Genomic DNA, 26,163 nt, shown 5'->3' with positions numbered 1-26,163 from the left:
GTAACGCTTGAGCACTTTCGAAGATAACCAGTATTTGACCTTTAAGATCGGAGAAGAAACTTTCGGAATAGGGCTTTTGAACGTAAAAGAGATCCTAGAATACACTCATGTGACCACCGTTCCTATGATGCCTACTTTTATACCGGGGGTAATCAATCTAAGAGGAAATGTGGTCCCTGTTTTGGATGTATGCGATAAGTTTTTCAGGAAAAAACATTCTCCGGACAAAAGGACCTGTATCGTGATCGTGGAAGTTCCTGAATCGATAAACGGAGCCGGTATGGATATAGGTCTAATCGTCGAATCCGTTTACGAAGTATTGGGGATACCTTCCAACGAAATCGAACCGCCTCCCACGTTCGGCTCCAGGATACGTGTTGATTTTCTATCCGGAATGGCGAGGCAGCCAACCGGATTTATTCTTTTATTGAACCTTCTCCGCTTATTGACCGTAGAAGAACTGACCGCATTAGAAGAGACAAGGGAAGAAGCGGCTAACGTAGTATCTGCCGGCTAAAAAATGGAACCTGAGATCGTACGGGATATTTTCCTACAACCGGGAGGTTTCTATTGGGGGGAAAATGGTACAAGGATCCGCACACTTTTAGGTTCCTGCGTAGCATTATGTTTTTGGCATCCTTATTCCAAAGTGGGCGGAATGGCTCATATTATGTTACCGAAAAGACCCTCCCATATTACGGAGCCCCATCCGAAATATGCGGACGATGCGCTGGAAACTTTCCTAAAACAATTCCAAAAATTAGGAGAAAGACCCGGCAGATTCGTTTGCAAAGTTTTCGGAGGTGCGTCCATGTTCTCCCCAGAAGAAGATAAACTTGAGGAAGTAAAGAGGATCGTGGAAATCGGCGAAAAGAATGTGGAATCCGTATTGGATTTAGTCCGCAAAGCGAATATAGATCTAACAGCTTCCAATATCGGAGGTAAATCTCACCGAAAAATATATTTCTCCCTTTGGGACGGAGAAGTATACATGGAAAATCCAAAAAGTTAGTAAAACATGATATACGTATATATTATCGACGATTCCGCAGTGGTCCGATCCGTACTCAAACAGGTTCTGGAAATGAATTCGGATATAAAAGTGATCGGATCTTCTCCCGATCCGGTATTTGCTTTGGAAAAACTCGGAAAGTCGGAGAGATGGCCGGACGTAATTGTTTTGGATATCGAAATGCCAAGAATGGATGGGATCAGTTTTTTAAAAAAGATCATGCATACCCACCCTACTCCCGTATTGATCTGCTCTTCTCTTGCGGAAGAAGCTTCCGAAACGGCTTGGATCGCATTAAAAGAAGGAGCTGTAGGAATTGTTACGAAACCGAAAATTGGTCTTAAAGATTTTTTAGAAGATTCTGCGATCTATCTGGGAGAATGTGTACGCTCTGCTTCCATTTCCAAGCTGAAACATCAAATTTTTTCTCCTCCTGCCAGAACGGATGGACTTGATTTTACGAAAATTGCAACTACCGACAAGATAGTGGCAATAGGAACTTCCACGGGCGGAACGATCGCTTTAGAGGAAATTCTCACTTCCCTTCCTGCTAATAGTCCCGGAATAGTCATTGTACAACATATGCCTGAAAAATTTACGGAGGCATTTGCGAATCGGTTAGATAAGATGTGTAAAATTACGGTAAAAGAAGCACGGGACAGGGACAGGGTCCAAGAAGGAGTCGCACTCATTGCACCGGGGAACAAACATATGGAAGTTATTGGAAGTGGAGCGCAATTTATCGTAAGGATTTCGGATGGTCCATTAGTAAATCGTCATAGACCTTCCGTGGATGTATTATTCCATTCTGTTGCAAAAAATGTGGGGAGAAACGCAAAGGCATTTCTACTTACCGGTATGGGAGCCGACGGTGCTGCAGGTCTCTTAGAGATCAGAAAAGCCGGAGGAAGAACGATTGCTCAAGACGAAACAAGTTCTGTCGTATTCGGTATGCCAAAGGAAGCGATAGAAAGAGGGGCTGCGGAAAAGATACTTTCCTTAAACGATATACCTGCCGAGATTCTCACAGGTTAAAATTCCCGCAAGAATCTCGGATATTAGTAACTTAAAGAAGGGAGAAAGTCACTTTATTCTTTCTGTCTTGGATCTCTTCCGGAGTTTCTACCTTTAAGACCTCGTCCGGAACGATCTTGAAGATGGTCTGTCCTTTTTGTATGATCTTTCCGTCGCTATCCTTCAGGATCACTTCTTTAATGGTCCCAGAGAATGGAGCGGTGATCTTATTGAACATTTTCATAACTTCTACGATAAATAAAGGTTGGCCAGCTTTAAAATGCTCGCCTTCTTTAACCATAGGAGGTAGATCCGGAGCTTCTTTCGAATAGAACATTCCACCCATTGGTGAAACGATCTCGTCGGAACTTGCTTTCGGAGCAGGCGCCAAAAATTTAATATATGCGTCTCTTGTTTCCGCTTTTCTAAATTCCTCAGGGATCACAGGCTCTAAGTTCTCATCCACTCCCAGTTTATAGAAACCGGATTTGTTTCCAAGATTCGGAATAAGTTTCAACAATTCCAATCCGATCTGGAAACCTTTATGAGAGGAAATTGCTTTTGTCCAAACGGATGCATCCACTCCGGCCGGAGCCTTTCCTTCTAGGATAGAATCCCAATCCGGAGAATCGGCTTTCTTACCGGTCAGTTTTTCTAGTTCTTTATAAAAAGATAATGCAGATTGCAAAACTTTCTGGTCATGATCCCAAATCTGTTCGGAAGGTGATTGGTGTAATTCTCCTTCCATGTGCAGATAATAGTATAGATCGGAAAGAATATGGACCGGGTTTCTAAGCCAAACTACTTGGTCTTTTTCGATCTTCCAGGAAGTATTCTCATGATATCCTAAGAATCCGGCTAATACATGCGCATCTGCAAGCAACTCACTGATCGGCCTTGTGATCAAGGTGAGCTTACGGGAAAGAACCTTCTTTCCTTCCGCGGGAGCATTCGAAAGGATTTTTGTCCAAGCTACTTCCAGATCCACATCTTTGCCTAGGCTCTCTAATGCACCGACTGCCGCCAGATAAGAGATCATAAATGCTGTAGAAGGTTTGAATAAAGGGTCTTTTCCTAAGATCCAATGGATCAAACCATAATGAACAAGTAAGTTAGTCTGTAGATCTTGGCCTCTAAGTTCCGTCTTTCTGAGAATATTACCAAGTCTGCGAAGGTTATCTTCCCTACTTGTACCATAAGTTATCAAAAGTGCTATGTTGGAATCGTAAGCTCCGGCCACTTTATAGTGTACGAATAAGCCTGTATCGGGGTTTCTAACGGAGATGCCTTGGTCGTCCCTGATCTCTTCCGGTAGAGGTTTAGACCAACCTAAAATAACTCCACCAGCGTGCGGCTGGATCGCCTTATTAGTAGCATTGATACGAACTTCCGCGCCGGAAATATTTCTTACGATACGTTCCGGTTTCGGAAGTCTTTTCCCGTGAAGCGAAATAAGTGCCATTGCTTCGATCAAACTATCTACGATAAAAAATTCGGATTTGTTTTCAGGATTTGTGAACTTTAATGAATACACCATCTCTGTGACCCTGTGCTCTACCTGGATCCTGGTGTTCATTTCCATGAAGAAGTGGTTTGTTCCTTCTACGATCAACTCGAAGGTGGACACACTATTTAAAGCCACAGCTTGTCCAAACCTCTCGGATTGTTCTTCCATTTCTTTCAGGACTTGAAGATCGGCTTTTATGATCTCCGCTTTTTTAGGAGATGTTTTTTCAAGTACTGCGATCTCGTTTTGCAGAAGTTCCTGGGTAAGAGATATCTCCAAAAGTTTCTGCTCATGCATTTGAACGGAACAGTCCCTTCCTCCGAGAGCAAGACACCACTCTCCGTTACCGATCAACTGGATCTCGTTGTGTCTGGTCTTTTCGATATTTAATTCTATCAAAAAGTTCCGATTGGAACCGGGAGCGGTTACTTTAGATTCCGATAAAATTTCCTGTACTGCCGTTTTTACTTCTTCCGGTTTGGAAACTACCCTTTGGCCCTTTCCGCCGCCTCCGCCCACGTATTTAAAACGAATTCGGTTACTTGGATATTTTTTCCAGATCTCCGAAGCTTCAATTTCAGCCTGAGCCTGTAATTCGGGAATGGTAACTAATTCTACGATCTTTTCGTATCCGGCATATAATAAGGTTTCCGCATTTTCTTCTAAGGAGACGGAAGGATTATAAGTAAAGTCCAATCCTTTTTCTTTCGCAAGAGCGGTTAACGCCTTTTCATCTTTTGCTTTTTTGAGAAGACAAGTAGCGGAGATCGTATCAACACCCGGAGTCACGGAAACATTCAGCTTACGAGCGAGCTTTTTTGCCTCGTCCTTTGAGCCCGCCTGGTGGGCAACATGGGAAGAAGGTCCCATGAATGTAATTCCGCTCTCCTCGATCGCCTCTATGAACTCGGAATCTTCCGCCATAAATCCGTAACCGGCAAAAATATGAGTGTAATCGTTCTCTTTTGCGATCTGGATGATTTGTTTGATCCTAGCTGCTTTTTCTTCCGCACCGGCTCCCATATAATCTGGAACTCTGTGAATATTGGAAGGAAATCTGAAGTCCCTCAGCTCCGGAGCAAGCGCCATCGGATAGACGACTGAGTCTTTTTCGGAAAGCAAGATACCGTATTCTCTGATCCCTATTTGGTCGAAAATTTCCATTGCCTCTTTTCGGACTGGGCCTCGGCAAACGATCAAACATTTGATCGTTTGCAATGAGAATGAATGGATCCAAGGAGAAGTAGATTCGCGAAATGTAATGCGCCGATTTTGGTAGTCGATCATCTTTGTTTACTCGAATTCCCTTTGAGGTCCGGACATTGGTCCGGGTTTATAGTGTCGGATTAAATAATCTAGATTTTGGAATAGGATGTTTCTCGTGGTTCCCGGAAGAACGATCCTAGAAACGGAGCCTAAAGATAAAGCTTCCTTAGGGTTCATGAGATCTTTCTCATATTTTAGAGAGAGAATTTGCAGTTTTTTATCCCTGGTCGCTGCGGCATCCTTTTCAGAAACGCCATTCTTCAGATTTTCCTTATATTCTTTTTGGATTGCGGTAATCTCGTCCTTATAGACGTAATCCTTACCTGCAGGTCCCATTACCGCAATCCTTGCGGTCGGAAGTGCAAACACCATGTCTGCGCCCGTATGATAAGAGTTAAAACTTGCGTAAGCTCCACCGAATGCGTTTCGGATGATCAGAGTCAATCTTGGAGTACGAATATCAATGATCGAATCCAAAAGTTTTCTTCCTTCCAAAACGATACCGTTCTGCTCTTGCTCTTTTCCGGGCAAAAATCCGGTGGTGTCCTCTAAGAATATTAAAGGAATATTATATACATTGCAAAAGCGGATAAATCTTGTACCTTTTCTTGCCGCACCGATATCGATCTGACCTGAAGAAACGGCGGAATTATTCGCTACGAATCCTACTACATGCCCACCCAATCTACCGAATGCGGTGACCAGGTTTCTGGATCTTTGAGGCTGGATCTCGAAGTATTGTCCATGGTCACAAATGTTCTGAATATACAATGTGATATCGAAAGGAGTGTTCATCCCGGTCGGAGAATTGAATGTCTTTTTGAATAATATTTCTTCTTCGTAGATAAATCGGTCCGTAGGATCCGAAGTCGGATGGAAAGGTGCTGCACTAGAGCTATTATCGGGAATATAAGATAGAAGTCTAAGTGCTGTCCTCAATGCTCCTAATTCGTCGTTCGTAACTAGGTCCACTACCCCGCTTTGTCCATGGACTTTTGGTCCTCCCAAATCGTCCGCGCTGATATCCTCGCCTAAAACCGATTTAACGACTCCAGGTCCGGTCAATCCGAAGAATGTATTCTCCGGTTGGATCATAAAGGAACCTTGTCTTGGAAGATAAGCTCCACCACCCGCGTTAAATCCGAACATAAGCATTAAGCTAGGAACCACACCGCTGATCTTTCGGAGTGCGGTAAATGCTTCCGAATATCCGTCCAGACCACCTACTCCTGCAGGAACATATGCACCTGCCGAATCGTTCATTCCGATCAGGGGAATTCCATGTTCCCCTGCCATATAGATAAGTCTTGCGAGTTTATTTCCGTTCGTAGCGTCCATGGACCCAGCTCTAAGAGTGAAGTCATGTCCGTAAATTGCTACGTCCCTTCCGTTAATATTTAAAATACCTGTGATTAAGGAAGCCCCGTCTAAATTTTTTCCCCAGTTTTGGTAGAGAATATTGGGTTCCGAATTGGTAAGCACCTTGATCCTTTCCCAAACGGTCATTCTTCCTTTGGAATGTTGTACTAGGATCCTATCCGTTCCTCCTCCTTGCAGAGGTTTTTCCAATAATTCTTTGCCCATTGCATTGGCATCGTCGTAAATACTGGAGACGGGTTGGGATTCCGATGATTCAGAAGTGTGAAACGGATTATCTAAAGAGTACGCTTGTTCCGACATACGGTACACAGTTTTTAGAGAAAGGCCAGGGAGGAAAGCTAAAAACCGCGGTTCGGTAGACCGATTTATTGGAGGCTAGAATCCACAGTATCATAGATCCGAAAAAGGGAATCCATATCTATGATCTCAAAAACCTTACGAACTGCGGGACGCAATGCCGCTAGCTTAAGTTGTATCTCCCTTTCCTTACAAACTCTTAAGGAACCTACGATAACTCTTAAACCGGCGGAGGAAACAAACTCTACATTGGACATATCCAGGACGATATTGGACTCAGTGGCTTTTCGGATATGATCCATGAACGCCTGTTCCACCTTATGGGTATTGTGAACGTCCATATTTCCAATTAGATGGATCACTCTTGAGTTTCCTTTGATTTCTACCGTCAGTTCCATTTTGCCCCCATCGTTAGCGGAAAAATTTTTGGAGAGTGAGTATGTTTCTTCCCTCTTCCATTTTATAATCCACCACGTCCATCAATGTCTCTATCAGATACACACCGAATCCGCCTTTTCTTTTTCCGGAGAGGTTCTCCTCGATGGACGGGTCTTTCACGTTCGTTCTGTCGAATCCTTTTCCGGAATCGGTCAGCACGATCGTGATAGAATCTTCAGTGAACCGAATTTTACAATCGAATTTCGGATTTCTGAGCAGAGTATCTTTATATCCGTGGATCACAATATTTGTGGCTGCCTCGTCCCCCGCTAAAAGAATATCGTCTCTTAAAAAATCAGGTAAATTTCTGACCTTGATCGCATCGTATATAAATTCTCTAAAGATCGGAATTTGCGCGGTATTTGCATCGAATGTCCTGAAAAATTGGAAATCATTATTGTACTTCAATAGAAGCACGGTGAAATCGTCGAAAGGTTCTTTTCCGGCGGAAAATTTTCGAATGGTAGCGTACAATTCTTCCACAATTTTCTGGGCGGGAAGATGTCTTCTGGATTTGATCTCTTCTATCATTCTTTCCAGACCGAACTCATTTCCTTGGGCGTCTTTTTCCTCTACCGCACCGTCCGTATAAAGAACGAAAATATCTCCCGGTTTGACCGTAAAATTTCCGCCCTTGTATTTAGCGGTCGGGATCACACCGAGCGGAGGCCCCTGTCCTTTTAGTAACTCGTAAGAGCCGTCTTCCTTGATCCAGACCTGATCGTTATGACCTGCGGAGGCGTATTCAATCGTAAACAAGGAAGGGTTATAATGAATGAAGAATGCGGTGACGAACATTCCGAAATGGGAATCTTCGAAGATAAGTTCATTTCCCTGTCTTAAAATTTCTTCGGGACTGAGATCGTGATTTCTCGCAAGGGTTCGGATGATAGAAGAACTCATCGCCATAAAAAGTGCTGCCGGAAGACTTTTCCCGGAAACATCAGCGATCAGAAAGGAATATTGCCCGTCGCTGTACTGGTAATAATCGTAAAAGTCCCCGGAAACATCTTTTGCTGGAACGGAAAAAATACCTAGGTCAAAGTTGGAATGAAATACTTTTTCGGAGGGAAGAATATTCTGCTGGATCTTCCGGGTAATTTCCATTTCTTGTTGGATCGCTTTTTTCTCCAACATCTCCGTTCTGAGACGGAATGCTTCGAATCCCTTGGTAAACTGGGAAGCCATGGTTTGTAATAATCGGAAGTCCGAATCCTGATAAGAAAGTTTATCCTTTCTATCTGCAACAGTCAAGGCCCCGTAAGGTTCTCCACTGGAAAGGAATAAGGGCACGATAATATAAGAACCTTTTAAATATCTTCTGTCCAACTCATGAGGGAAAGGTTGGTCCAAAATATCCCTTTTTAAAACAGGAAGACCTTCCTTGATGCTGGATAATACTTGGGTTCCGGAAATTTCTTCTTCCTGTACCCTGTCTATTTTTTCCGTTTCCCCGTCGTAATAAGCACAGTTGATAAAATTTTCTTTAGTAAGACTGTATAAGAAGATACCCGCAACACTCGCATCCAGCTCTCGGATGATCAACCGGATGGATTTTCGAACTAGACCTAACCGATTTGTAGAAAGACTGACTGCTTGTGAGAGTTCGAATAAGGATTCCAATTCGGAGACTTTTTTGCGAAGGTCCTTATTTGCATTCTCTAAGTTCTGTAAGAGTCCCGTCTTCTGAATGGCAAGTGCGGAAGTCCCGGAAAAACTTAAAAAAAGTTCCAGATCTTCTCCTGTAAACGTTTCTCTGTCCACGGTATTGATCGCTTCGATCACACCGATAACTTCGTCGTTGGCGACTAAGGGTGCTGCCATGATATTGCGAGTAGTGAATTGTGACGCTTTATCCACTTCTTTATAAACTCGATCATCATTTTGAGCGTCGTTAATGATCATCGGTTTACGTTCTCGAACGACTAAACCTGCCACGCCCTTTCCTACAGGAACTTGCATCTTTGTGACAGCTTCACTTTTTTCTCCAAGCACAGTGTGGAAGTAGAGATATTCCTTGGATTCATCCAGAAGAAGAACGCTACAAGCTTCGGTCCTAAACACCGTCTTTGAAGAAAGCATAATCGCTTCTAATAATTGGGAAAGATCTAAAGAAGAATTGATCAGTCCGGAAACACGGATCACTTCGGTAAGTAGGAAGTCGAAACGTTCCGACTGTCTTTTCGCCTGTGCCGCTTCCAATACCAACTGAGTGGTCGCAAGTAAGGAAAGAGTGACTAAGGAAGCGTCCCCGGATACATGAGATTCCTTTAATAGTCTTCCTACCGTTTTACAAGTAGTACGGAGAAGTTCAAAATCGGTCTTCGAAAAACGATCCGCTGTCGTTTTTCCTTGTAAGACTAAGACTGCGTAACTGGCACGATTTGTTTTAAGACTGGAATCGAGGTCATCTACTTTCAATCGGACCACTAAAAGTGGAAAGCTGCTTGGTACTTTAGCCCAAGGTGGTGTTTTACCTCTTTCTAAAAGTAGGTCTTTTCCGGATTGAGAGAATGCCCAATGTGCGGCTTCTACCAGCTCCTTTTCGTTACGACCCGAAATTTGTCGAATATTGGCAGACTCTGTTGTCGAAAATATACCGCCTAATTCTGCATGAGTGAGGGCAATTGCCTCTCTCAAAAAACTATCAAAGATAGAGGAGACCCCTAAACCTTCTTCTAAAAAGAAGGAACCGTCACTTCGACTTCTGAGAAGGGTCTCCTGTTTTTTGATCTGGGTCAAGGTCTAAAAAATTAGGATTGGAATTTAAGGGATTCTTCCCTTAATTTTTTATTAGCGTGTTCAAGTTCTTTGATCCGATTCATTGCGGATATTAATTCATCCCGGGATAAGTTAGTCACGATTGAAGTCGCATCGAAAGCTTCTTTAACATCCTTCAATTCTTGTCCGGAATACTGGATAATAGTCTCGTACATACGAATGATCTCGTCCGCATTTTCCAATTCTTGCTCGTTCAATCTTAAAACTTTTTCATAACCTTTGATGATATCGTTTTGGATTTTTATTTTTTTTTGTAGCTCATCGACGGAATCGCTCATCCGATTGCTCCTAAAATAATATATATTGACAGCATGCCCAAGGACACCAAGCTGGAATCAAAGGGGACGTAGCTCAGTTGGGAGAGCATTTGAATGGCATTCAAAAGGTCGGGGGTTCGATTCCCCTCGTCTCCACCACCTCAAGCCGAACCTAATAGATAGTTTCCATTCCTAATCACTGTCAAGACTAATGCGAGAGAATCATTGGACTTTTACCAGCCGGGGAAATCCCAAAAAAGACGAGGTGCTTTGGCTTCGGGACCCCTTACATTCTTTCGATCGTTCTTTTAGCCCGGAACTTTCCTCCGAATATTATCTTACTGTGGCGGAGGGTCCGGAAAAATTCTCCGGATTTACCAACGACGATATTCTGGATTTTCTGAAAAAACGAAAGAAGAAACAGATTCTCGTTGCGGAAGGATTTTCTACGAGACTGGTATGGCCCCTTCTCACCCAGCCGAATGATAAAATATTTTCTACATTTCTGATCTTCCCGAATCCTATGCCGGCGTCCGGATACTCCACGTCCCTTTTGGAAAAAACGGATTGGTTTCTGCGGAATTTAACCCAGATCCCTAAGTTCTTTTGGGATCCTTTTGGATTGGAAAAACTCTGGAACGGTTTGGAGAAGGAAGATCTCTATTCCCAAAAAGCAAAATGTCCTGTAGGATTACTTCTTCCCAGAACCGTAGGCCCCTTAGCTGACCAAGCCGAAATTTTACAAAACCTTTCTGTGGCAACCTCGGTGTTCAGATGGGAAGCTCAAAATCCCAAATTTTCGGAACCGACCGCTGGAATGCTGTCTAAAATCCTAGAACAGTTCTTAAAATCTGGTGGGCAAAAACCGGTGAAGGATAGCTCTAGGACAAGGTTCTGAAAATGTCAGTACGTAAAATTCTCAAAATCGGCGATCCCCTCCTCAGAAAGACAAGCGAAGATGTCCATCCCGACGAACTGGGAACCAAAGAGTTCAAAAAGTTGATCCGAGACATGTTCGATACGATGAGACATGCGGACGGTGTGGGCTTGGCTGCTCCTCAAATCGGTATCATGAAAAAGATCGTGGTTGTGGGTTCCGATCCTGAAGATGATAGTCCATCTAGGGTGCCGGAAAGGATTATCATCAATCCGGAGATCAAACCGATCACGGATTCGGTAGACGGTAATTGGGAAGGTTGTCTTTCCGTTCCCGGAATGAGGGGTTTTGTAGAAAGACCTAATAAGATCCAAATGAAATGGATGGATGAAAAAGGAAACTCCCACGAAGAAACGATCGAAGGATATTCCGCGATCGTATACCAACATGAATGCGATCATCTAAACGGAGTTTTGTACGTAGATAGATTAAAAAGTACAAAAATGTTCGGATTCAACGACTCCATGGAATTAAGCGGTCCTATCCTGGACTAAAATAACTTCTCCCCTAAATCCTCAAGCGGAAGCCCCTATGAAAAGTATCATCGAATATTTCCTCTCGAAAAGTATCTTCGTAAATTTACTCACAGTACTCATTATTCTTTCCGGAAGTTTCCTGGCCGTTAAGATGAATAGAGAAGCATTCCCGAATATCAACTTCGACATAGTTTCCATCTCCACATTATATCTGGGAGCCTCTCCCCAAGAGGTAGAAAAACTAGTCACAAATCCTCTGGAAAAAGCGATCAAAGAAGTGGATGGGATCAAAGAATATAGATCCGCTTCTATCGAAGGTAGATCCGGTATAGTGATTACTTTGGATCCTGATACAAAAGATACCCAAAAGGTGGTGGATGATATCAAATCCGCCATTGACCGGGTAGAAGACCTTCCGGAAGAAGCCGAAGATCCAATTGTAACGGAGATCACGACCGCAAGAACACCGGTGATCGAGGTTTCTATCACATTAAAAGAGGATGATGGATCTGTCGAGGCTGAGAAAAAATTACGTGCCCAGGCAAAGATCGTAGAGCAGGCGCTTTTGGATATTTCGGGTGTAGCAAAGGTTTCTCGTAGGGGTTGGAGAGAGACCGAAATGCAAGTGGATATTCTTCCGAATCGTTTGTCCGGATTTTATCTTACGGGCCAAGACGTAATTAACGCATTAAGAAATCGTAACGTTAACGTTCCTGGCGGAAATGTGACCGGTCTGGATAAGGAGATCATTCTTAGGACGATCGGCGAATTCGATACTCCGGATGAAATTTCCAGAGTACATGTTCGAGGAAACGAGATCGGTAATGCGATCCAAGTCCAGGATGTTGCCCGAGTAACGGAAGGTTTGCGGGAGGCGGATTATATTGAAAATGTAAACGGAACCAAAACCGTAGCTCTTACAGTCTTAAAAAGACAAAGTGCGGATGCGATCAAGGTAGTGGACAATGTAAAAGCCACCGTAGAAAAATTTCGCCAAGGTTCTCCTGAATTCCAATACGCATTCGTAAACGACCTTTCTAAATACATTCGACGCAGGTTGAACGTTCTTATTTCCAACGCTACATTCGGGATGATCTTAGTTACAGGATCTTTATTCTTCTTTTTAGGCTGGAGAGTGGCTTTGATGACCGCTCTTGGGATCCCGGTATCATTCGGCGCTACATTCTTCATCATGGACCAATTCGGGCTCACCCTAAATTTAATCTCGATGTTCGGTTTGGTCCTTGTAGTCGGGATCCTGGTGGATGATGCGATCATCATCTGTGAAAACGTATATCGATATATAGAAGAAGGACTTCCTCCTTATGAAGCGACTCTAAAGGGAACCTTGGAAGTGGTTTCTCCGGTAACAGCAACCGTTACTACGACTATCGCTGCATTTGCCCCACTTCTATTCATGCCTGGTATTTTCGGTAAGTTCGTATTCAGTATTCCGCTTGTTGTGATCATTGCACTTTGTGCCTCGCTTGCAGAGGCGTTCTTCATTCTGCCGAATCACTTATACGATATCAATAAAGGCGGAGTAAAAGCTGGAGAAATTAAGGAAGAATCCGGATGGTTCTCTAAGTTTAGAAATACGAAATATGTTCCTGCACTTCGTTTCGCATTGAACAATCCTTGGAAAATGACGATAGGGATTGTTTTCTTGTTGATCGTTAGTTTTATCATCCAGATATTATTCTCTAAGTTTAAATTATTCCCCGGTTCCGTGGATCAGTTCTACGTAAAGGTCACCGCAAAAACCGGTGCAAGTCTAAATGAGACGTATCGTTATTTAGAGGTGATCGAAAAAGAGATCGCAAAAGTCCCTCAGGAAGATCTGGAAAATTATGCGACTCGTGTAGGGATCATCCAAGCTAATCCGAATGATCCTTTTACCAAAAGAGGAAAACATTACGGAATGGTAATGGCATATTTAACTGCGGAAGAAAACCGTAAAAAATGTCACAAAACGGACGATATCATCCAGAAAATTAGAAGAAAAACTCTCTGGTTACTCAACGAAACTTCTCGCAAAATAGAAGAGGATAAAATCCAAAAAGAAGCACTGGAAGCTAAAAATCCTTGCGATGTTCCTGAACCTGTTGTTATTCCCGAAGAGTTTGAATCTCTTAGAGGGAAATTGGTCGCCTTAGAATATGAAAAAGTGTCCGGAGGCCCTCCGGTCGGAAAACCTGTGGCGATCGAGATCAGAGGAGATAGTTATGATACTCTCCTGAAGATCGCTTCCGAATACAAAGGTGTACTCGGAAAAGTAAAAGGAGTCACAGATATTGCAGACGACTTCAACGAGGGTAAGGACGAAGTCCGTATCCGGGTGAGCGAATCGCTTGCTTCCACCGCTGGAGTTTCGGTAGCCAGGGTCGCGCAAGCGATCAATACCGCATTCCAAGGGACTGTCGCCACTAAGATCAAAAGAACGGACGAAGAAGTAGAAGTAAAGGTACGTTTTCCCGAATCTTACCGGAAGTCAGTGGATAGTTTAAATCATGTATATGTTTCGAATTCCATCGGCAAAATGATCCCGGTATCCCGACTCGTCACGATGCAAAGACTTCCCGGGGTTTCCAATATCAATCACTTGGATGGAAAACGTTTAGTCACAGTCACAGCAAACTTAGCTGGTGGAAAACAGGCCAATTCCAGCGAGGCAAATGCTTTCGCTAAAAAATTAGCGGACCAAGAAAAGATTATCGAAAAATACCCGGGTTATATGGTCCGTTTCGGCGGAGAGAATAAAGACACGGAAGAATCCATGGGTTCCTTAGGATTTTTATTCTTCATGGCTTTACTAATCATGTACATCATCATTGCGTCTCAATTCGGATCTTTGATGCAACCGCTCGTGATAGGAAGCGCCATCCCCTTCTCCTTTATCGGAGTAATCTTAGCATTTGTAAGCCACGGAGAATCTTTCGGATTCTTAGCGATGCTCGGAATTGTGGGACTTGCGGGAGTTGTGGTTAATGATTCCATCGTTCTTGTTGACTTTGCAAACACTCTTCGAAAAGAAAATCCGAATAAGGACATTAAGGAAATCCTAGTAGATACGGGTAATTTAAGACTAAGAGCAGTTACCTTAACTACCGTAACTACAGTTCTTGGACTTTTGCCTACCGCGTACGGAATCGGAGGTTACGATCCATTCCTAGTTCCAATGGCTTTGGCCTTCGGCTGGGGACTTGCTTTCGCAAGTATCATCACATTGATCATGGTTCCCGTCTTTTATCTTCACCTGTATAATTTCCAGAGTTGGTTTTCCAAAAGAATGGAAAATTTAAGAGCCTGGTTGGATCGGATTTTTGCAGGAAAAAAGAGTTCTCAACGGGGAACGGTATATTTCCCAAGCCCGGAATTTGCAAGCGAACCTGAGAAGATCGTAACGAATACTAGAGGTAAAAGAAAGAAGTAAATTAAAAACGAAAAGTGGCGTTTTAATCCTGCTTTTCGTTCAATACTTCCGGAACGGTTACGAATTTATAACCCTTGTTTAACATCGCCTGGATAAAATCGGGAAGTATATAGATCAATTTTTCGGATTGTCTAGGCGAACCCAAGTGCATCAAAATGATCGCACCGTTCATTCCATTTTTGTCCGAAGTTTCCCAGCGATATAAAAAATCCAACATCTCCTCTTTGGTTTTATAATGAGGATTTTGTACTAGTTTTGTTTTTCCGGTAGCGGTATCTTTTTTAGTAATATATTTTTTATATACGAAGTCGGGAACATCCAAGGAACCTACCGTATTATTACTCCAGAAAATATGATTTTCGTAACCTTGGGTGGCGTATACATCCAAGATGATCTGATCAACCGCACCGTACGGTAACCTGTAATACTTGGTAAGTGTAAGTCCGGTAATGGTCCTGAATTTATCCTCTACGGACGTAAGTTCTTCCAAAAGAAGGTTAAAATCAGGGATCTCGTCAGCCACATAGCTTAAAAGTGCTCTTTTTCTAAGAGAGGATTCTTTTAAACTTCTAGGTAAATTAAAATGGCTCCAGGTATGATTTCCGAAGACCACTCTTCCGTCTAAGGCTGCTAATTTTTTCAGATATACTATATTAGTTTTGGAGAATAAAGATCCTCCTTTTTTAGCGGGATTCTCGTTGGAAACGAATAAGGTCACCTTGATCGGGAACCTCATCATAAATTCATAAAGTATTTGCAGATCCTCGCCGGTACCCAAATCGAATGTAAGGGAAATTTCCTTAAAATTCGGATTTCCTCTGCTGATATTTTTTCCCGTCCCGGGTTTCGGGATGACTGCTTGTAAAGAATTTAGGTTTTTATTAACTTCTTCACTTAGATCCCCGTCAGGAACATCGTCCAGAATGGAGGACTTAAAACGAAGCACCTCTTCTTCCCTTTGTTGTTCTTCCAATCGTAAACTTGTAATATCTTCCGAGAGAACGGAGATAACTTCGTTTTGTTTTTGAACCGTGTTTTGGAGAGAATCCAACCTTCTTGCCAAAGCAAAAACGGTGGTGATACTTAAGGTTAGGAAGAAGAAAACGGAGGAACCGATCCGGATCTGACGAAACTTTTTTTCCAGGACTTCCGACTCTACTTCGTTGTCCTGGATCTCTTTGATCGTCTTGGAAAGTACTGTGGATTCTTCTTCGCTGAGCATGTTCTGATTTCGGTCAACTGACCAGACGGATGAATTTTCCTTTTTTGCCTTGGCGAATCAAGTATTCTGCGTTTTTGCTAACGGTAAATTTTTCATCCGAAAGTTTCTCTTCGTCGACATAAATCCCCCCGGACTTGATGAGCCGTCTCGCTTCCGAGGTTGATGGAACAAATCCTAGTTTGGCGAGGACCCAGATCAACTGCGGAGTCTCGGATTCTTGGAAAAATTCGGGACCAAGTTTTGTTTCCGGAATATTTTCCGGGATAGCTCTTGCTTTCGGATTATGGACCTTATTCCATTCTTCGATCGCTTCGGAATTTGCCTCCGGGGAAGAGAACTGGTCCATTATTAATTTTGCAAGTTCCGTTTTGACTTCTTTCGGGTGAAGTTCTCCGGATTGGATCCCTTTTTTACGTTCCGTAACGGATTCTAGAGGAAGATCCGTTAACAATTCGAAATAATTCCACATCAAATCGTCCGAAATGGACATGAGTTTTCCGAACATATCTATCGGTTCCTCAGTAATCCCAACGTAATTACCGAGAGACTTGGACATTTTTTTAACCCCGTCCAGACCGACAAGAAGCGGAAGAGTGATCACACATTGTGCTTCTTTTCCGTATTCTCTTTGTAATTCCCGACCAACAAGCAGATTGAATTTTTGGTCCGTCCCTCCCAATTCCACGTCGGCTTCCATTTCTACGGAGTCGTAACCTTGGACTAAAGGATATAGGAATTCGATAAGAGAGATAGGTTGTCCGCCCTTATACCTTTTGCTAAAATCGTCCCTTTCCAAAATCTGGGCAACGCTGTATTTTGAGGTCAGGACGAGAACATCTTCAAAATTCATCCCGGAACACCAACGGGAATTATAGACAATCTTGGTCTTCTCCTTTTCCAAAACCTTAAAAACTTGGCTTTGGTAGGTTTCTGAATTTTTTTGGACTTCTTCTTTAGAGAGTCTTTTTCTGGTTTCGGATTTGCCTGTAGGATCTCCGATCATCGCGGTAAAATCCCCGAGTAGAAAATTCACCTCGTGACCCAGATCCTGGAAATGTTTTAATTTTCTAAGCAAAACGAAATGCCCCAAATGAAGGTCTGGGGCTGTCGGATCGAAACCGGCTTTGATTTTTAAGGACTTTTTTTTGGTAAGTTTGGAGGTAAGTTCCTCCTCGCTGATTAGGTCGACCGTCCCGCGTCGTATCAATTCGATTTGTTTTTTAGGTTCCATTTGGCTCTTTTATTGCAATTTCACCCGGCGAAATCAGCCTGTAAAGCAGGAAGACCTTGTAGATGCAAAAACACGATCGCAAAAGCCGCTTTGAAAAATTAAAGGAAGAACAATTTGACCTCCTGATTTTAGGGGGGGGAGCCACCGGAGCCGGGGCTGCGCTGGATGCAAGCCTTCGAGGACTGAAAGTAGCACTTTTAGAAAAATCGGATTTTTCCGCCGGGACATCTTCGCGTTCCACGAAACTCATTCACGGAGGTGTGCGGTATCTCGCACAATTCCATTTTAAATTGATACATGAGGCACTCACGGAAAGACAAAGACTTTTGGAAAACGCACCTCACCTAGTCAAACCTCTTCCGTTCATTCTTCCTACATACAAACTGTATGAAAAACCGTATTACAGTATCGGAATGACTATGTACGATATCCTGGCTTGGAAGGGAAATCTACCGTCTCACAAAAGAGTTTCGAAAGAAGAAGTAGAAAAAGATTTTCCGGCTCTCCAAACAAAGGGTTTAACCGGCGGGATCTTATACTACGACTCTCAGTTCAACGATGCGAGATTGAACGTAAATCTGGCACGCGCAGCTTCTAAGGAAGGCGCTCTGGTACTCAACCAAACGGAACTTCTATCCTTCCAGAAGAAGGACGGCAAAATTGTGGGAGGAAAGGTAAAAGATCTGATCAGCGGGGAAACCTATAACGTAAAAGCAAAAGTGGTGGTAAACGCAACAGGTCCTTGGGTGGATGATGTGCGCCTAAAGGACGATCCAAGAACCTATCGTGTGCTTTCTCCTAGCCAAGGTATCCATCTGGTTTTCAAAAAAGAAATCATCCCTTGTAATACAGCGCTCATCATTCCTAAAACGAAAGACGGGCGAGTCGTATTTATCATTCCTTGGGAAGACCATGTAATTTTGGGAACCACAGACACACCGATTCATGAAGTTAGCCAAGATCCTCTACCTTTGGAGTCTGAAGTGGAGTTCCTATTGCAGACAGGTTCCGAATATTTAGCCTCACCTCTTCAAAGAAAAGATATTATCTCCGCCTTCTCAGGTATCCGACCTCTCATCTCTCCGGAAGGAAACCAAGACACAAAAAGTATTTCCAGAGAAGAAGTGATCCTTGTTTCTCCTTCCGGACTCATCACAATGGGAGGAGGAAAATGGTCTACGTATAGAAAGATGGCCGAGGATCTCATCGATCGAGTTTTGAAAGAAGCTTCCTTAGAAGAATTCGGCTCGAGCAGAACCGCAAAATACGCCTTCCCAGGAAAAGTTGGATATTCCGAAGATCTTTACAAAGAGATTCAAAAAATGTATAAGGTAAGTGAAGTATCCGCTAAACGTCTCCAAAATTTTTATGGCGGAGAAGTGTTCATCATACTCGGTAAAAAGCCGACTCCCCTTTTAAAAGGTGCGGAATATTTCCAAGAAGAAGTGGAGTGGTTCGTAAAAGAAGAATTTGCACTTACAGTGACGGACGTTCTTGCAAGACGATTTAGAGTCCAGTTCTTAGATCTAAAATTTGCGGCAAAACTCGCAACACCTGTTTCCCAGATCTTGGCGAAACAACTTGGTTGGAAAGACGCGCAGAGAAAAGAAAAAGAATCAGAGGCAATCGCACTCATTGAGTCTTTGAGATCTACCTACGAAGGTAAAGGTAAGTAATAAAGTCTCACGCGAAGGCGCAAAGAAAAGAAGATATCATTTCGCACGGAGCCCACAAAGAACACTGAGTTTCACTTAAAACAAACCCTCAGTGAACTCCGTGCGAAACTATCTTAATCGATATAGTCTCTTAATTTTTTAGAACGAGATGGGTGACGTAGTCTTCGAAGAGCTTTTGCTTCGATCTGACGGATCCTTTCCCTGGTTACCTTGAACTGATAACCGACCTCTTCCAAAGTTTGAGGATAACCGTCGTCCAGACCGAAACGCATACGGATCACTTTCTGTTCCCTTGCAGGAAGAGTATGAAGGACTTGTCGGATTTGTTCCGCTAAGATACTGGAAGCTGCGGAATTCACTGGAGATTCCACATCTTTGTCCTCGATAAAGTCTCCTAATTCCGAATCTTCTTCGGAACCGACCGGGATCTCGAGAGAGATAGGTTCTCTTGCTACGTTCTTAACCGCTTTTACTTTTTGGACAGGCCAGCCTAAACGTTCCGCAATTTCTTCATTGGACGGATCGCGACCGAATTCCTGCACGAACAAACGAGTCTCACGGATGACTTTATTCACTTGTTCGATCATGTGAACCGGAACACGGATCGTTCTCGCCTGGTCGGAAATCGCACGGGTGATTGCCTGACGGATCCACCAAGTAGCATACGTGGAGAATTTATATCCTTTCTTATACTCGAATTTGTCCACAGCTTTGATGAGACCGATATTTCCCTCTTGGATCAGGTCGAAAAAATGCATTCCTCGGTTTGCATAACGTTTTGCAATGGAAACCACAAGTCTAAGGTTTGCTTTAACGAGTTCTTTTTTGGCCTGAGCGATCTCTCTTTCACCTTTGATGATCTTTTCGCCCCAGTCCTTGATCTCTTGGACGGAAGAACCCGCTTCCTGTTCCATACGGCGAAGTTTACGCTCATTGTTTCGGATATCCTTAATGACCTCGCGAACCTCGTCGATAGAGACTCCCATCATCTTTTCGATATCTTCTAACTTTTCATTTTTCTCGATGAAACGGTTGAACGCTTTGATGTCCTTAACGTCGTAACCGTATTGGGCTTTGATCTTTAAGAAATGACGATCTATCTCCTTGATTCGGAAGACCATGGATTTGATCTTTTGGGAAATTTTTTGAATCTCTTTTTGAGAAACTTCAAGTTCCCTAACGGCAGTGTCGATGATACCTTTCGAGATATCGATTTTCTCTTTGAACTCTTTATACTTTTTGGAGTTTTCGGAATATTTGCGGATCCTAGACTGAGCTTCTTGTAAAACTTTTTCCTGTTCTTGGATGACGGAGATGTTTTTGAAGAAAAGTTCTTCCAACTTCTTCGCTTCTTCCGCGTTCATCGCGTACATCTTGTCTACTCGAACAAGATCATATACTTTTGTCTTTTTACTACGGATCTTAGGAAGAAGTTTGATGAAGTTCGCTCTTAAAATAGAAGAACCTAAAATAGTTTCCTCTATGATCTTCTCGCCCTTTTCAATTTTTTTAGCGAGAAATACTTCCGTTTCTCCGGAGATCAAATTTACCTTTCCGATCTCTTTCAAATACAAACGGATCGGATCTTCCGAGCCGCCGGCTGAAGATGCCGTTTCTTTCTTTTTGCGGGCAGGTTTTACCGGAAGAGCTGGATCGTCTTTAGGCAGGATAGAAGAAGCCGGCTCCAAAGATTTTCTAGTATATTCTTCTACGATCTCTATTCCCATCTCGTGAAGAAGCGTGAATACATCGTCAATCTTCTCCGAGTTTAAGATCTTATCCGGAAGAATTTCGTTGATCTCGTCGTAGGAAATTTCGCTATTCGCCTTTCCTATCGCGATGATCTTCTGCACTTCCGGCATGCTTTGTAGATTTTCCATTCTGCGGTCCCCTATCTTACGCCCGAGTTTTCACTACGGATAAATTCCAATAATTTTGCTTTCTCGGTCTTATAATATGCCAGTTTTGTAAAATGTTCGGGATCATCCAAAGGTGAGCCCGAGTCCAACTCTTCCATTCTCTTATCGATCACGAAAAGTTTCTGTTGATTTAATAATCCTTTAAATACCTTCACGGAATCTTCCGGACTCATATCCGCTTCCGATATCAGGAACGGCGCTATAGATTCCTTAAATTCGTTCGGGATCTCGGAAGAAATCACGGAAGCGGGAGAAACTTCTTCTTCGCTTGCGTATCTCGTATATATAAAGTCCCATAAAAACGCACTTTTAGAGTCTAAGAATTCCAGTCCGGATAATTCTTCGGAAAAACGAAATAAATGATTCGCCTTCACAAGTAAGGCAATGATCTCTCTTTCGCATTTTTCGGCGGGGTTCGGGCCTGATACTCGTTTGGCGGATTTATCCTTATTATTATCGGACCCTGGAGAGGCAAACTTGGCTCCTCCGCCCTTATAATCCCGTAAAACTGCATCCATGCTGATCCCGAGCCTTCTTGCCCCTAACCCTAAAAAAAACTCCCTATCGGAGTCCCGATTGAATCCTTTCAAAAATTGGTAAAGATTGTCCAATGCCCTTCTTTTCTTTTCCGGAAGAGCGCGGGAATCCGCCTTATCCAAAAGTTCTTCCACTACAAAAGAGGAAGCTGGGATCTGGTTTTCCAATAGTTTATGCAATTCTTGGCGATTCAATTCCTTGGAAATATCGAAAGGATCCTTTCCTTCCGGTAATAATATAACAAAACAATCCAGGCCTTCCTTGAGGCAAAGTTCCGCAGCATGTAACGCACCCTTTCTGCCTGCCGAATCCCCATCCAAAACGAGAAGGAATTTGTCGGAGAACTTTTTCATGGTCCGGATATGATTTTCAGTCACAGCGGTTCCCATACAAGCGACCGTATTTTCTAGCCCCTTATCAACGAGACCGATCACATCCAAATATCCCTCCACTAAAATCGAAGTCCTGGACTTTTGGATGGATTCTTTTGCTTGGTGAAGGTGATAAAACGTTCTTCCTTTATCGAATATGGAAGAAGCAGGACTGTTCACATATTTAGACTCTTTTCCTGGGCCTAAAATTCGTCCGGAAAATGCGATGACTCTTCCGGAAAGATCGAAAACAGGGAACATGATCCGATCTCTAAAAAAATCATAAGGTTCTTTTCCCTTTTCGGATTCGCGGATGAGGCCCACTTCCAAAGCTGCCTTGATCTCTTCTTTTGTATTAAAAACTTTTCCGGTTAAATGATTAAACCCGCCGGGAGCATAACCGAGTTGAAATGATTTTTGGATCTCTTCTCCGAGACCTCTGGAATTTAAATATTCTCTTGCTGCAAGACCTTGAGGTCCCCGCAGATTTTCTTGGAAAAAAAGTAGAGCCTTCTTATTTACTTTATAAAGGAGTTCGGTTCTTTCTACTTCTTCTTTCGCTTTTTCCTGGATCGGGATACCTGCATACTCGGAAAGGATCTCTTTCGCTCTTTGGAAATCCACTCTTTCGTAACTCATCACGAATTGGAATAGATCTCCGGAGGCCTTACATCCGAAACAATGATAGAATTGTTTATCTAAGGAAACGTTAAAAGACGGAGATTTTTCTTGGTGGAATGGACAAAGACCCACCATGTTTCTCCCTCTTTTTTGTAAGGGTACAAATCGACTGATATAACTTTCGATGGGAACTTCCCTACGAATACGGTCGATAAATTCCCTTTGGAACTGCAAGGTATACCAGCTTAGGAAAGTTTAGATTTTACGATCGCAGAAACCTTTGATCCGTCTATGTTCGCGCCTTTAAACTCAGCCATTACTTTTCCCATAACCTTTCCTATGTCTTTGCGTCCGGATGCTCCGAGTTCTATAACAAATTTTTCTACGGCGGCGATGATTTGATCTTCGGGTACGTCTGGCGGAAGATATGATTTTAAGATTTCAGCTTCACCCTTTTCTTTTTCTGCAAGATCGGTACGATTCGCTTTTTCGTACATTTGGATTGCATCAGTACGTTTTGCATACCCACGTTTGATCAGGACGATGATCTGCTCATCGCTTAATTCCTGGGCTCCGTTTTTCGTAAGCTCGTATTGAATATCGGCCTTGAGTAGGCGTAAGGTGGAGAGAAGAGGCTCTTGTTTTGCTTTCATAGCCTCTTTCAGGTCGGTATTTATTTTTAATTGCAGGGACATGCCCGTTCCCCTATCTCTTAGGAACCTAAGACCGAGGATTAACCGCGGTCTTTGCGGGAGAAGAGACGTTTTTTCTTTTCTAATTTGCGTTTTGCGGATTCTAAAGCCTTTTTCTTTTTGATACTAGGCTTTTCGTAGAATTCACGTCTTTTGATCTCGCTCATGATTCCGGCGTTAGCACAATCTCTCTTAAAACGTTTGAGAGCGGATTCGATGGACTCGCCTTCCTTTACAATGATTCCTACCATTCGGTGGATTTCTCCTGTTTGGATTGTTTTAGGACCGGATAAACAATATCGCAAAAAAAACGATACCGACCCACTGCAAGAACAGAGGTCCGGAGTCTGAGGACAAAAGTCCCCGTATTTACTAATTTCTGTTGACTGGGTGGGAAGTCAAGGCCATTTGGCCGATTTTCAGGTCCGAAACTTAGAAATCCACGAAATGACCTTATATGGCCAAAATGGAGGTCCAACCGTATCCGTATAAACCAAGTATGACTCCAAGCCCAACTCCATAAATCAAATGGCCGAAAACGTGAGCTGCAGCTACACTGATCCCTGCTTCTCTAAATTGTTCTAATGGGTGATTTCTCGCGACTAATACCACCAAAAGAAATCCTACCAAATATCCATGGAAGAATCCCACTGCCCCTCCTGTTACAATAGAAGCGATTAAAATATGAGGGGCTAGATTGATCAAGAAAGCATAGGGAAATGCAAATATGATCCCGACGAGAATATGAGTCACTATCCCAGGGACTAAGGCCCTATTCATATCCTTTGTGAAAAAACTTCCTACGGCTCGGATCATATCCGCGTTGACGGAGCCTGCATAGTGAATGGACCACATCGAAAGAAACATACAAACGGTTCCGACAAAGCCGGCCAAGAAGATCAATCCTATCGCTTCCATAATTCCTCCCGCTCGAAGGGAAAAATTGTAGTCTATAAAATTAGGTCGGACAAGAACTAAAGAATGATTTAAGCTGCAAAAAAATCCGCTTTTTGGATCGAAGAAATCTCGATTTCTGCTTCTATTCCGAAGTCGCCGTTTTTGATCACCACGTCACCGTTCATTTTTCTATTTTTATCCAGCTCGATCACGGTTCCGTCTTTTAGAGTGAGAATGATATCTATTCCACGGTAGTTAATATAACGTTCCAAGGTATCCTTAAATCGTTTTGCCCTGTCTTTCATCTTCTCCTCCCATACGTTTTCATTTACGGTACAACCGTTCATTTTCTCGATAGAGTTTTTTTAGGAGAGATTTAATTTATTTTCGCACGGAGCCCACAGAGAGCACCGAGTTAGGTACACATTTGATACGTACAATTCTTCGTGAACTCAGTGTTCTCTGTGCGAAACGGTCCTTACGGAAATTTTAGAAATGGGCTTTGAGTAATTTTTCGTAAACAGGTTGGAAGGAATCCAAAGGTTCTGTGAATTCTAAAAATTTAATCTCATAGTCTATGATGAGATGATTCACTTGGAAGATAACTTCGTCGAATCTACTTTTTACGATATCCAATCTACAATCGGGACAAAAGGTTAAGAAAGACCTGGAATTCAGAACGTACAATTTATCATACGGCCGAAGATGGGCTTGGATCACAGATTTTAATTCTTCTAAAATTTCTCCCGATTTTTGTTCTCCCAATAGTTTGAAATACTGGGACAAGTCCTGGAAATAAAAATGGGTCAGCACCATTTCCGTGCTGAGTGAATTTTTAACGTCTCGTAAGAACTGATTCGTAAATTCTTCGAATACATCCGGGATCGGCGGCCTTTGATTCGTTGTTTCCATCTCTTTTAGAAATATCGACCGGATACCCTGCGAAAAACCGATTTTTTCAGGCTTGTCAACCTGCTCAGGAGCGATTTTATATCCGGTATAGCTAAAAAGCAAAAAGGAGAACCCATCGTGAGCGCCCACCCTACCCAATTAATGAGTCTTTCCCAATATTTAATCGAGGAACAACTCAAACTTCCCCAAGCAACAGGGGATTTTACGGCACTCATGAGCCATCTCGTATACGCCGCAAAAATTGTTTCTAGAGAAGTTCGAAAAGCCGGTCTTTTGGAAAATATTCTGGGCTCCACCGACCAAACCAATGTCCAGGGTGAAACAGTCATGAAACTGGATGAATACGCGGACAAGATCTTTACGCATACACTCACTCGTTGCGGGCATTTATGTGTGATGGGAAGCGAAGAACAGGAAGAGATCATCAATATCCCGACGGGATACAAGATCGGAAAATATACGATCGCAATCGATCCCTTGGATGGTTCTTCCAATATTGATGCAAACGTTTCCATTGGTACTATTTTTTCGGTTCACTTGAGAATTTCTCCCCAAGGAACTCCGGGAACTAAGGAAGATCTTTTACAAAAAGGATCTAAACAAAGAGCAGCAGGTTACATCGTTTACGGATCTTCTACCATGCTTGTACTTTGTGTAGGAAAAGGAGTCTCCGGATTTACATTAGATCCATCCTGTGGAGAATTTATTCTTTCTCATCCCGAAATGAAAATGCCCGAATCGGGAGGGATCTATTCCATCAATGAAGGGAACTACGACTACTGGTCGGATGAAGTGAAAAATTATATCCGAAACATCAAGTCCATCGAAGGGGGACGTAAACCTCAATCTTTACGTTATATAGGTTCGCTTGTAGCCGACTTCCATAGAAACTTATTGAAAGGTGGGATCTTCTTATACCCGAACGATACCAAATCTTCCAAATATCCGAAAGGAAAGCTTAGACTTTTATACGAAGTTGCACCCATGGCGCTAATCGCCGAACAAGCGGGCGGAATGGCTGTGACAGTGGAAGGTAAAAGGATCCTTGATCTGGAACCGGAAGAACTTCACGAAAGGACAACATTCGTAGTAGGATCAAAAAAAGAAGTGGAACATTTTTTGACCTTTATAAAAAAATAATATATATCTGCGGATCTTCTTATTCTGTCTCCCGGATCGAAGGTCCGCAGTTTCCCGAATTCTTCTTTCCTTAACCTCTCTTTAATCGAATTTTTCATTCAAAAATCCCCCTAAAAATAAGCACTTAAATCCTACTTATATTTTAAA

At 42.8% G+C, this 26,163-nt stretch carries 22 protein-coding genes and 1 tRNA gene; 9 read left to right on the top strand and 14 right to left on the bottom strand.

The features are described from left to right. The first annotated feature begins 7 nt into the window (after positions 1–7). The 3 genes from LEP1GSC192_RS02780 to LEP1GSC192_RS02770 are packed head-to-tail and all read left to right on the top strand — an operon-like array spanning position 8 to position 2,047. A complete protein-coding gene (locus LEP1GSC192_RS02780; RefSeq protein WP_020768261.1) occupies positions 8–517 on the top strand; it encodes a chemotaxis protein CheW in 510 nt (169 codons plus the stop codon). 3 nt (positions 518–520) lie between these two features. Continuing rightward, a complete protein-coding gene (locus tag LEP1GSC192_RS02775; protein WP_020768486.1) occupies positions 521–1,012 on the top strand; it encodes a chemotaxis protein CheD in 492 nt (163 codons plus the stop codon). 6 nt (positions 1,013–1,018) lie between these two features. Then, a complete protein-coding gene (locus LEP1GSC192_RS02770; protein WP_020768399.1) occupies positions 1,019–2,047 on the top strand; it encodes a chemotaxis response regulator protein-glutamate methylesterase in 1,029 nt (342 codons plus the stop codon). 31 nt (positions 2,048–2,078) lie between these two features. Here the strand turns inward: LEP1GSC192_RS02770 and LEP1GSC192_RS02765 are convergent, their stop codons facing one another. The 5 genes from LEP1GSC192_RS02765 to LEP1GSC192_RS02745 form a co-directional block, all read right to left on the bottom strand. Next, positions 2,079–4,820, bottom strand: a complete 2,742-nt coding sequence (locus LEP1GSC192_RS02765) for a biotin/lipoyl-containing protein (RefSeq protein WP_020768162.1) — start codon at positions 4,818–4,820, stop codon at positions 2,079–2,081. A gap of 6 nt (positions 4,821–4,826) precedes the next feature. Beyond that, positions 4,827–6,479, bottom strand: coding sequence for an acyl-CoA carboxylase subunit beta (locus LEP1GSC192_RS02760; RefSeq protein WP_036088716.1), 1,653 nt, complete (start codon positions 6,477–6,479; stop codon positions 4,827–4,829). A gap of 65 nt (positions 6,480–6,544) precedes the next feature. Continuing rightward, complete coding sequence (locus tag LEP1GSC192_RS02755) at positions 6,545–6,874, bottom strand: STAS domain-containing protein (protein ID WP_020768281.1); 330 nt, start codon at positions 6,872–6,874, stop codon at positions 6,545–6,547. A gap of 13 nt (positions 6,875–6,887) precedes the next feature. Next, positions 6,888–9,656: a SpoIIE family protein phosphatase gene (locus LEP1GSC192_RS02750; protein WP_020768225.1), complete on the bottom strand. Its 2,769-nt coding sequence runs from the start codon at positions 9,654–9,656 to the stop codon at positions 6,888–6,890. A gap of 11 nt (positions 9,657–9,667) precedes the next feature. Next, entirely contained in the window at positions 9,668–9,973 is a 306-nt protein-coding gene (locus LEP1GSC192_RS02745) for a hypothetical protein (RefSeq protein WP_020768405.1), read from the bottom strand. A 62-nt stretch (positions 9,974–10,035) separates the two neighbouring features. On the opposite strand from LEP1GSC192_RS02745, the gene LEP1GSC192_RS02740 reads away from it, so the two are divergent. The 4 genes from LEP1GSC192_RS02740 (at position 10,036) to LEP1GSC192_RS02725 (ending at position 14,798) form a co-directional block, all read left to right on the top strand. Further along, positions 10,036–10,111, top strand: a tRNA-Ala gene (locus LEP1GSC192_RS02740). Between the two features lie 52 nt (positions 10,112–10,163). Further along, complete coding sequence (locus LEP1GSC192_RS02735) at positions 10,164–10,850, top strand: hypothetical protein (protein WP_020768391.1); 687 nt, start codon at positions 10,164–10,166, stop codon at positions 10,848–10,850. A 2-nt stretch (positions 10,851–10,852) separates the two neighbouring features. Next, positions 10,853–11,383 (top strand): peptide deformylase, encoded by a 531-nt coding sequence (gene def, locus LEP1GSC192_RS02730; protein WP_020768433.1) that lies wholly within the window; start codon positions 10,853–10,855, stop codon positions 11,381–11,383. A gap of 37 nt (positions 11,384–11,420) precedes the next feature. Beyond that, the gene (locus LEP1GSC192_RS02725; protein WP_020768522.1) at positions 11,421–14,798 is read left to right on the top strand and encodes an efflux RND transporter permease subunit; all 3,378 of its coding nucleotides are present in this window, start codon (positions 11,421–11,423) and stop codon (positions 14,796–14,798) included. A 22-nt stretch (positions 14,799–14,820) separates the two neighbouring features. On the opposite strand, the gene LEP1GSC192_RS02720 is transcribed toward LEP1GSC192_RS02725, so the two are convergent. After that, entirely contained in the window at positions 14,821–16,020 is a 1,200-nt protein-coding gene (locus LEP1GSC192_RS02720) for a polysaccharide deacetylase family protein (protein ID WP_020768028.1), read from the bottom strand. 13 nt (positions 16,021–16,033) lie between these two features. After that, positions 16,034–17,251, bottom strand: a complete 1,218-nt coding sequence (tyrS, locus tag LEP1GSC192_RS02715; RefSeq protein ID WP_020768409.1) for a tyrosine--tRNA ligase — start codon at positions 17,249–17,251, stop codon at positions 16,034–16,036. 62 nt (positions 17,252–17,313) lie between these two features. Here tyrS and LEP1GSC192_RS02710 point away from each other — a divergent pair, with 62 nt between their 5' ends. Continuing rightward, entirely contained in the window at positions 17,314–18,927 is a 1,614-nt protein-coding gene (locus tag LEP1GSC192_RS02710; protein ID WP_020768148.1) for a glycerol-3-phosphate dehydrogenase/oxidase, read from the top strand. Positions 18,928–19,040: 113 nt separating this feature from the next. Here LEP1GSC192_RS02710 and rpoD read toward each other — a convergent pair whose 3' ends face one another. The 7 genes from rpoD to LEP1GSC192_RS02675 all read right to left on the bottom strand — a co-directional run bounded on the left by rpoD (position 19,041) and on the right by LEP1GSC192_RS02675 (position 24,876). Further along, positions 19,041–20,807, bottom strand: a complete 1,767-nt coding sequence (gene rpoD, locus LEP1GSC192_RS02705; RefSeq protein ID WP_036088715.1) for an RNA polymerase sigma factor RpoD — start codon at positions 20,805–20,807, stop codon at positions 19,041–19,043. Between the two features lie 11 nt (positions 20,808–20,818). Further along, positions 20,819–22,609 (bottom strand): DNA primase, encoded by a 1,791-nt coding sequence (dnaG, locus tag LEP1GSC192_RS02700; protein WP_020768341.1) that lies wholly within the window; start codon positions 22,607–22,609, stop codon positions 20,819–20,821. Positions 22,610–22,620: 11 nt separating this feature from the next. Further along, positions 22,621–23,070 carry a GatB/YqeY domain-containing protein gene (locus tag LEP1GSC192_RS02695; protein WP_020768132.1) on the bottom strand — a complete coding sequence of 150 codons (450 nt, stop codon included), beginning with the start codon at positions 23,068–23,070 and terminating at the stop codon, positions 22,621–22,623. Positions 23,071–23,108: 38 nt separating this feature from the next. Then, positions 23,109–23,318 carry a 30S ribosomal protein S21 gene (rpsU, locus tag LEP1GSC192_RS02690; protein WP_008591132.1) on the bottom strand — a complete coding sequence of 70 codons (210 nt, stop codon included), beginning with the start codon at positions 23,316–23,318 and terminating at the stop codon, positions 23,109–23,111. 202 nt (positions 23,319–23,520) lie between these two features. After that, positions 23,521–23,985: a hypothetical protein gene (locus LEP1GSC192_RS02685; protein ID WP_020768063.1), complete on the bottom strand. Its 465-nt coding sequence runs from the start codon at positions 23,983–23,985 to the stop codon at positions 23,521–23,523. A 68-nt stretch (positions 23,986–24,053) separates the two neighbouring features. Continuing rightward, on the bottom strand, positions 24,054–24,311 hold the full coding sequence (locus LEP1GSC192_RS02680; RefSeq protein WP_020768026.1) for a hypothetical protein: 258 nt from the start codon (positions 24,309–24,311) through the stop codon (positions 24,054–24,056). A 142-nt stretch (positions 24,312–24,453) separates the two neighbouring features. Next, the gene (locus LEP1GSC192_RS02675) at positions 24,454–24,876 is read right to left on the bottom strand and encodes a hypothetical protein (protein WP_036088840.1); all 423 of its coding nucleotides are present in this window, start codon (positions 24,874–24,876) and stop codon (positions 24,454–24,456) included. Between the two features lie 117 nt (positions 24,877–24,993). On the opposite strand from LEP1GSC192_RS02675, the gene fbp reads away from it, so the two are divergent. Then, positions 24,994–26,016 (top strand): class 1 fructose-bisphosphatase, encoded by a 1,023-nt coding sequence (gene fbp, locus LEP1GSC192_RS02670; protein WP_020768169.1) that lies wholly within the window; start codon positions 24,994–24,996, stop codon positions 26,014–26,016. The last annotated feature ends 147 nt before the right edge of the window (positions 26,017–26,163 follow it).

Origin of the sequence: Leptospira sp. B5-022 (assembly GCF_000347035.1) — a bacterium.
Taxonomy (GTDB): Bacteria; Spirochaetota; Leptospiria; order Leptospirales; family Leptospiraceae; genus Leptospira_B; species Leptospira_B cinconiae.
The sequence above is the reverse complement of the archived record's forward strand: the minus strand, read 5'-3'. Positions and strand labels throughout refer to the sequence as shown.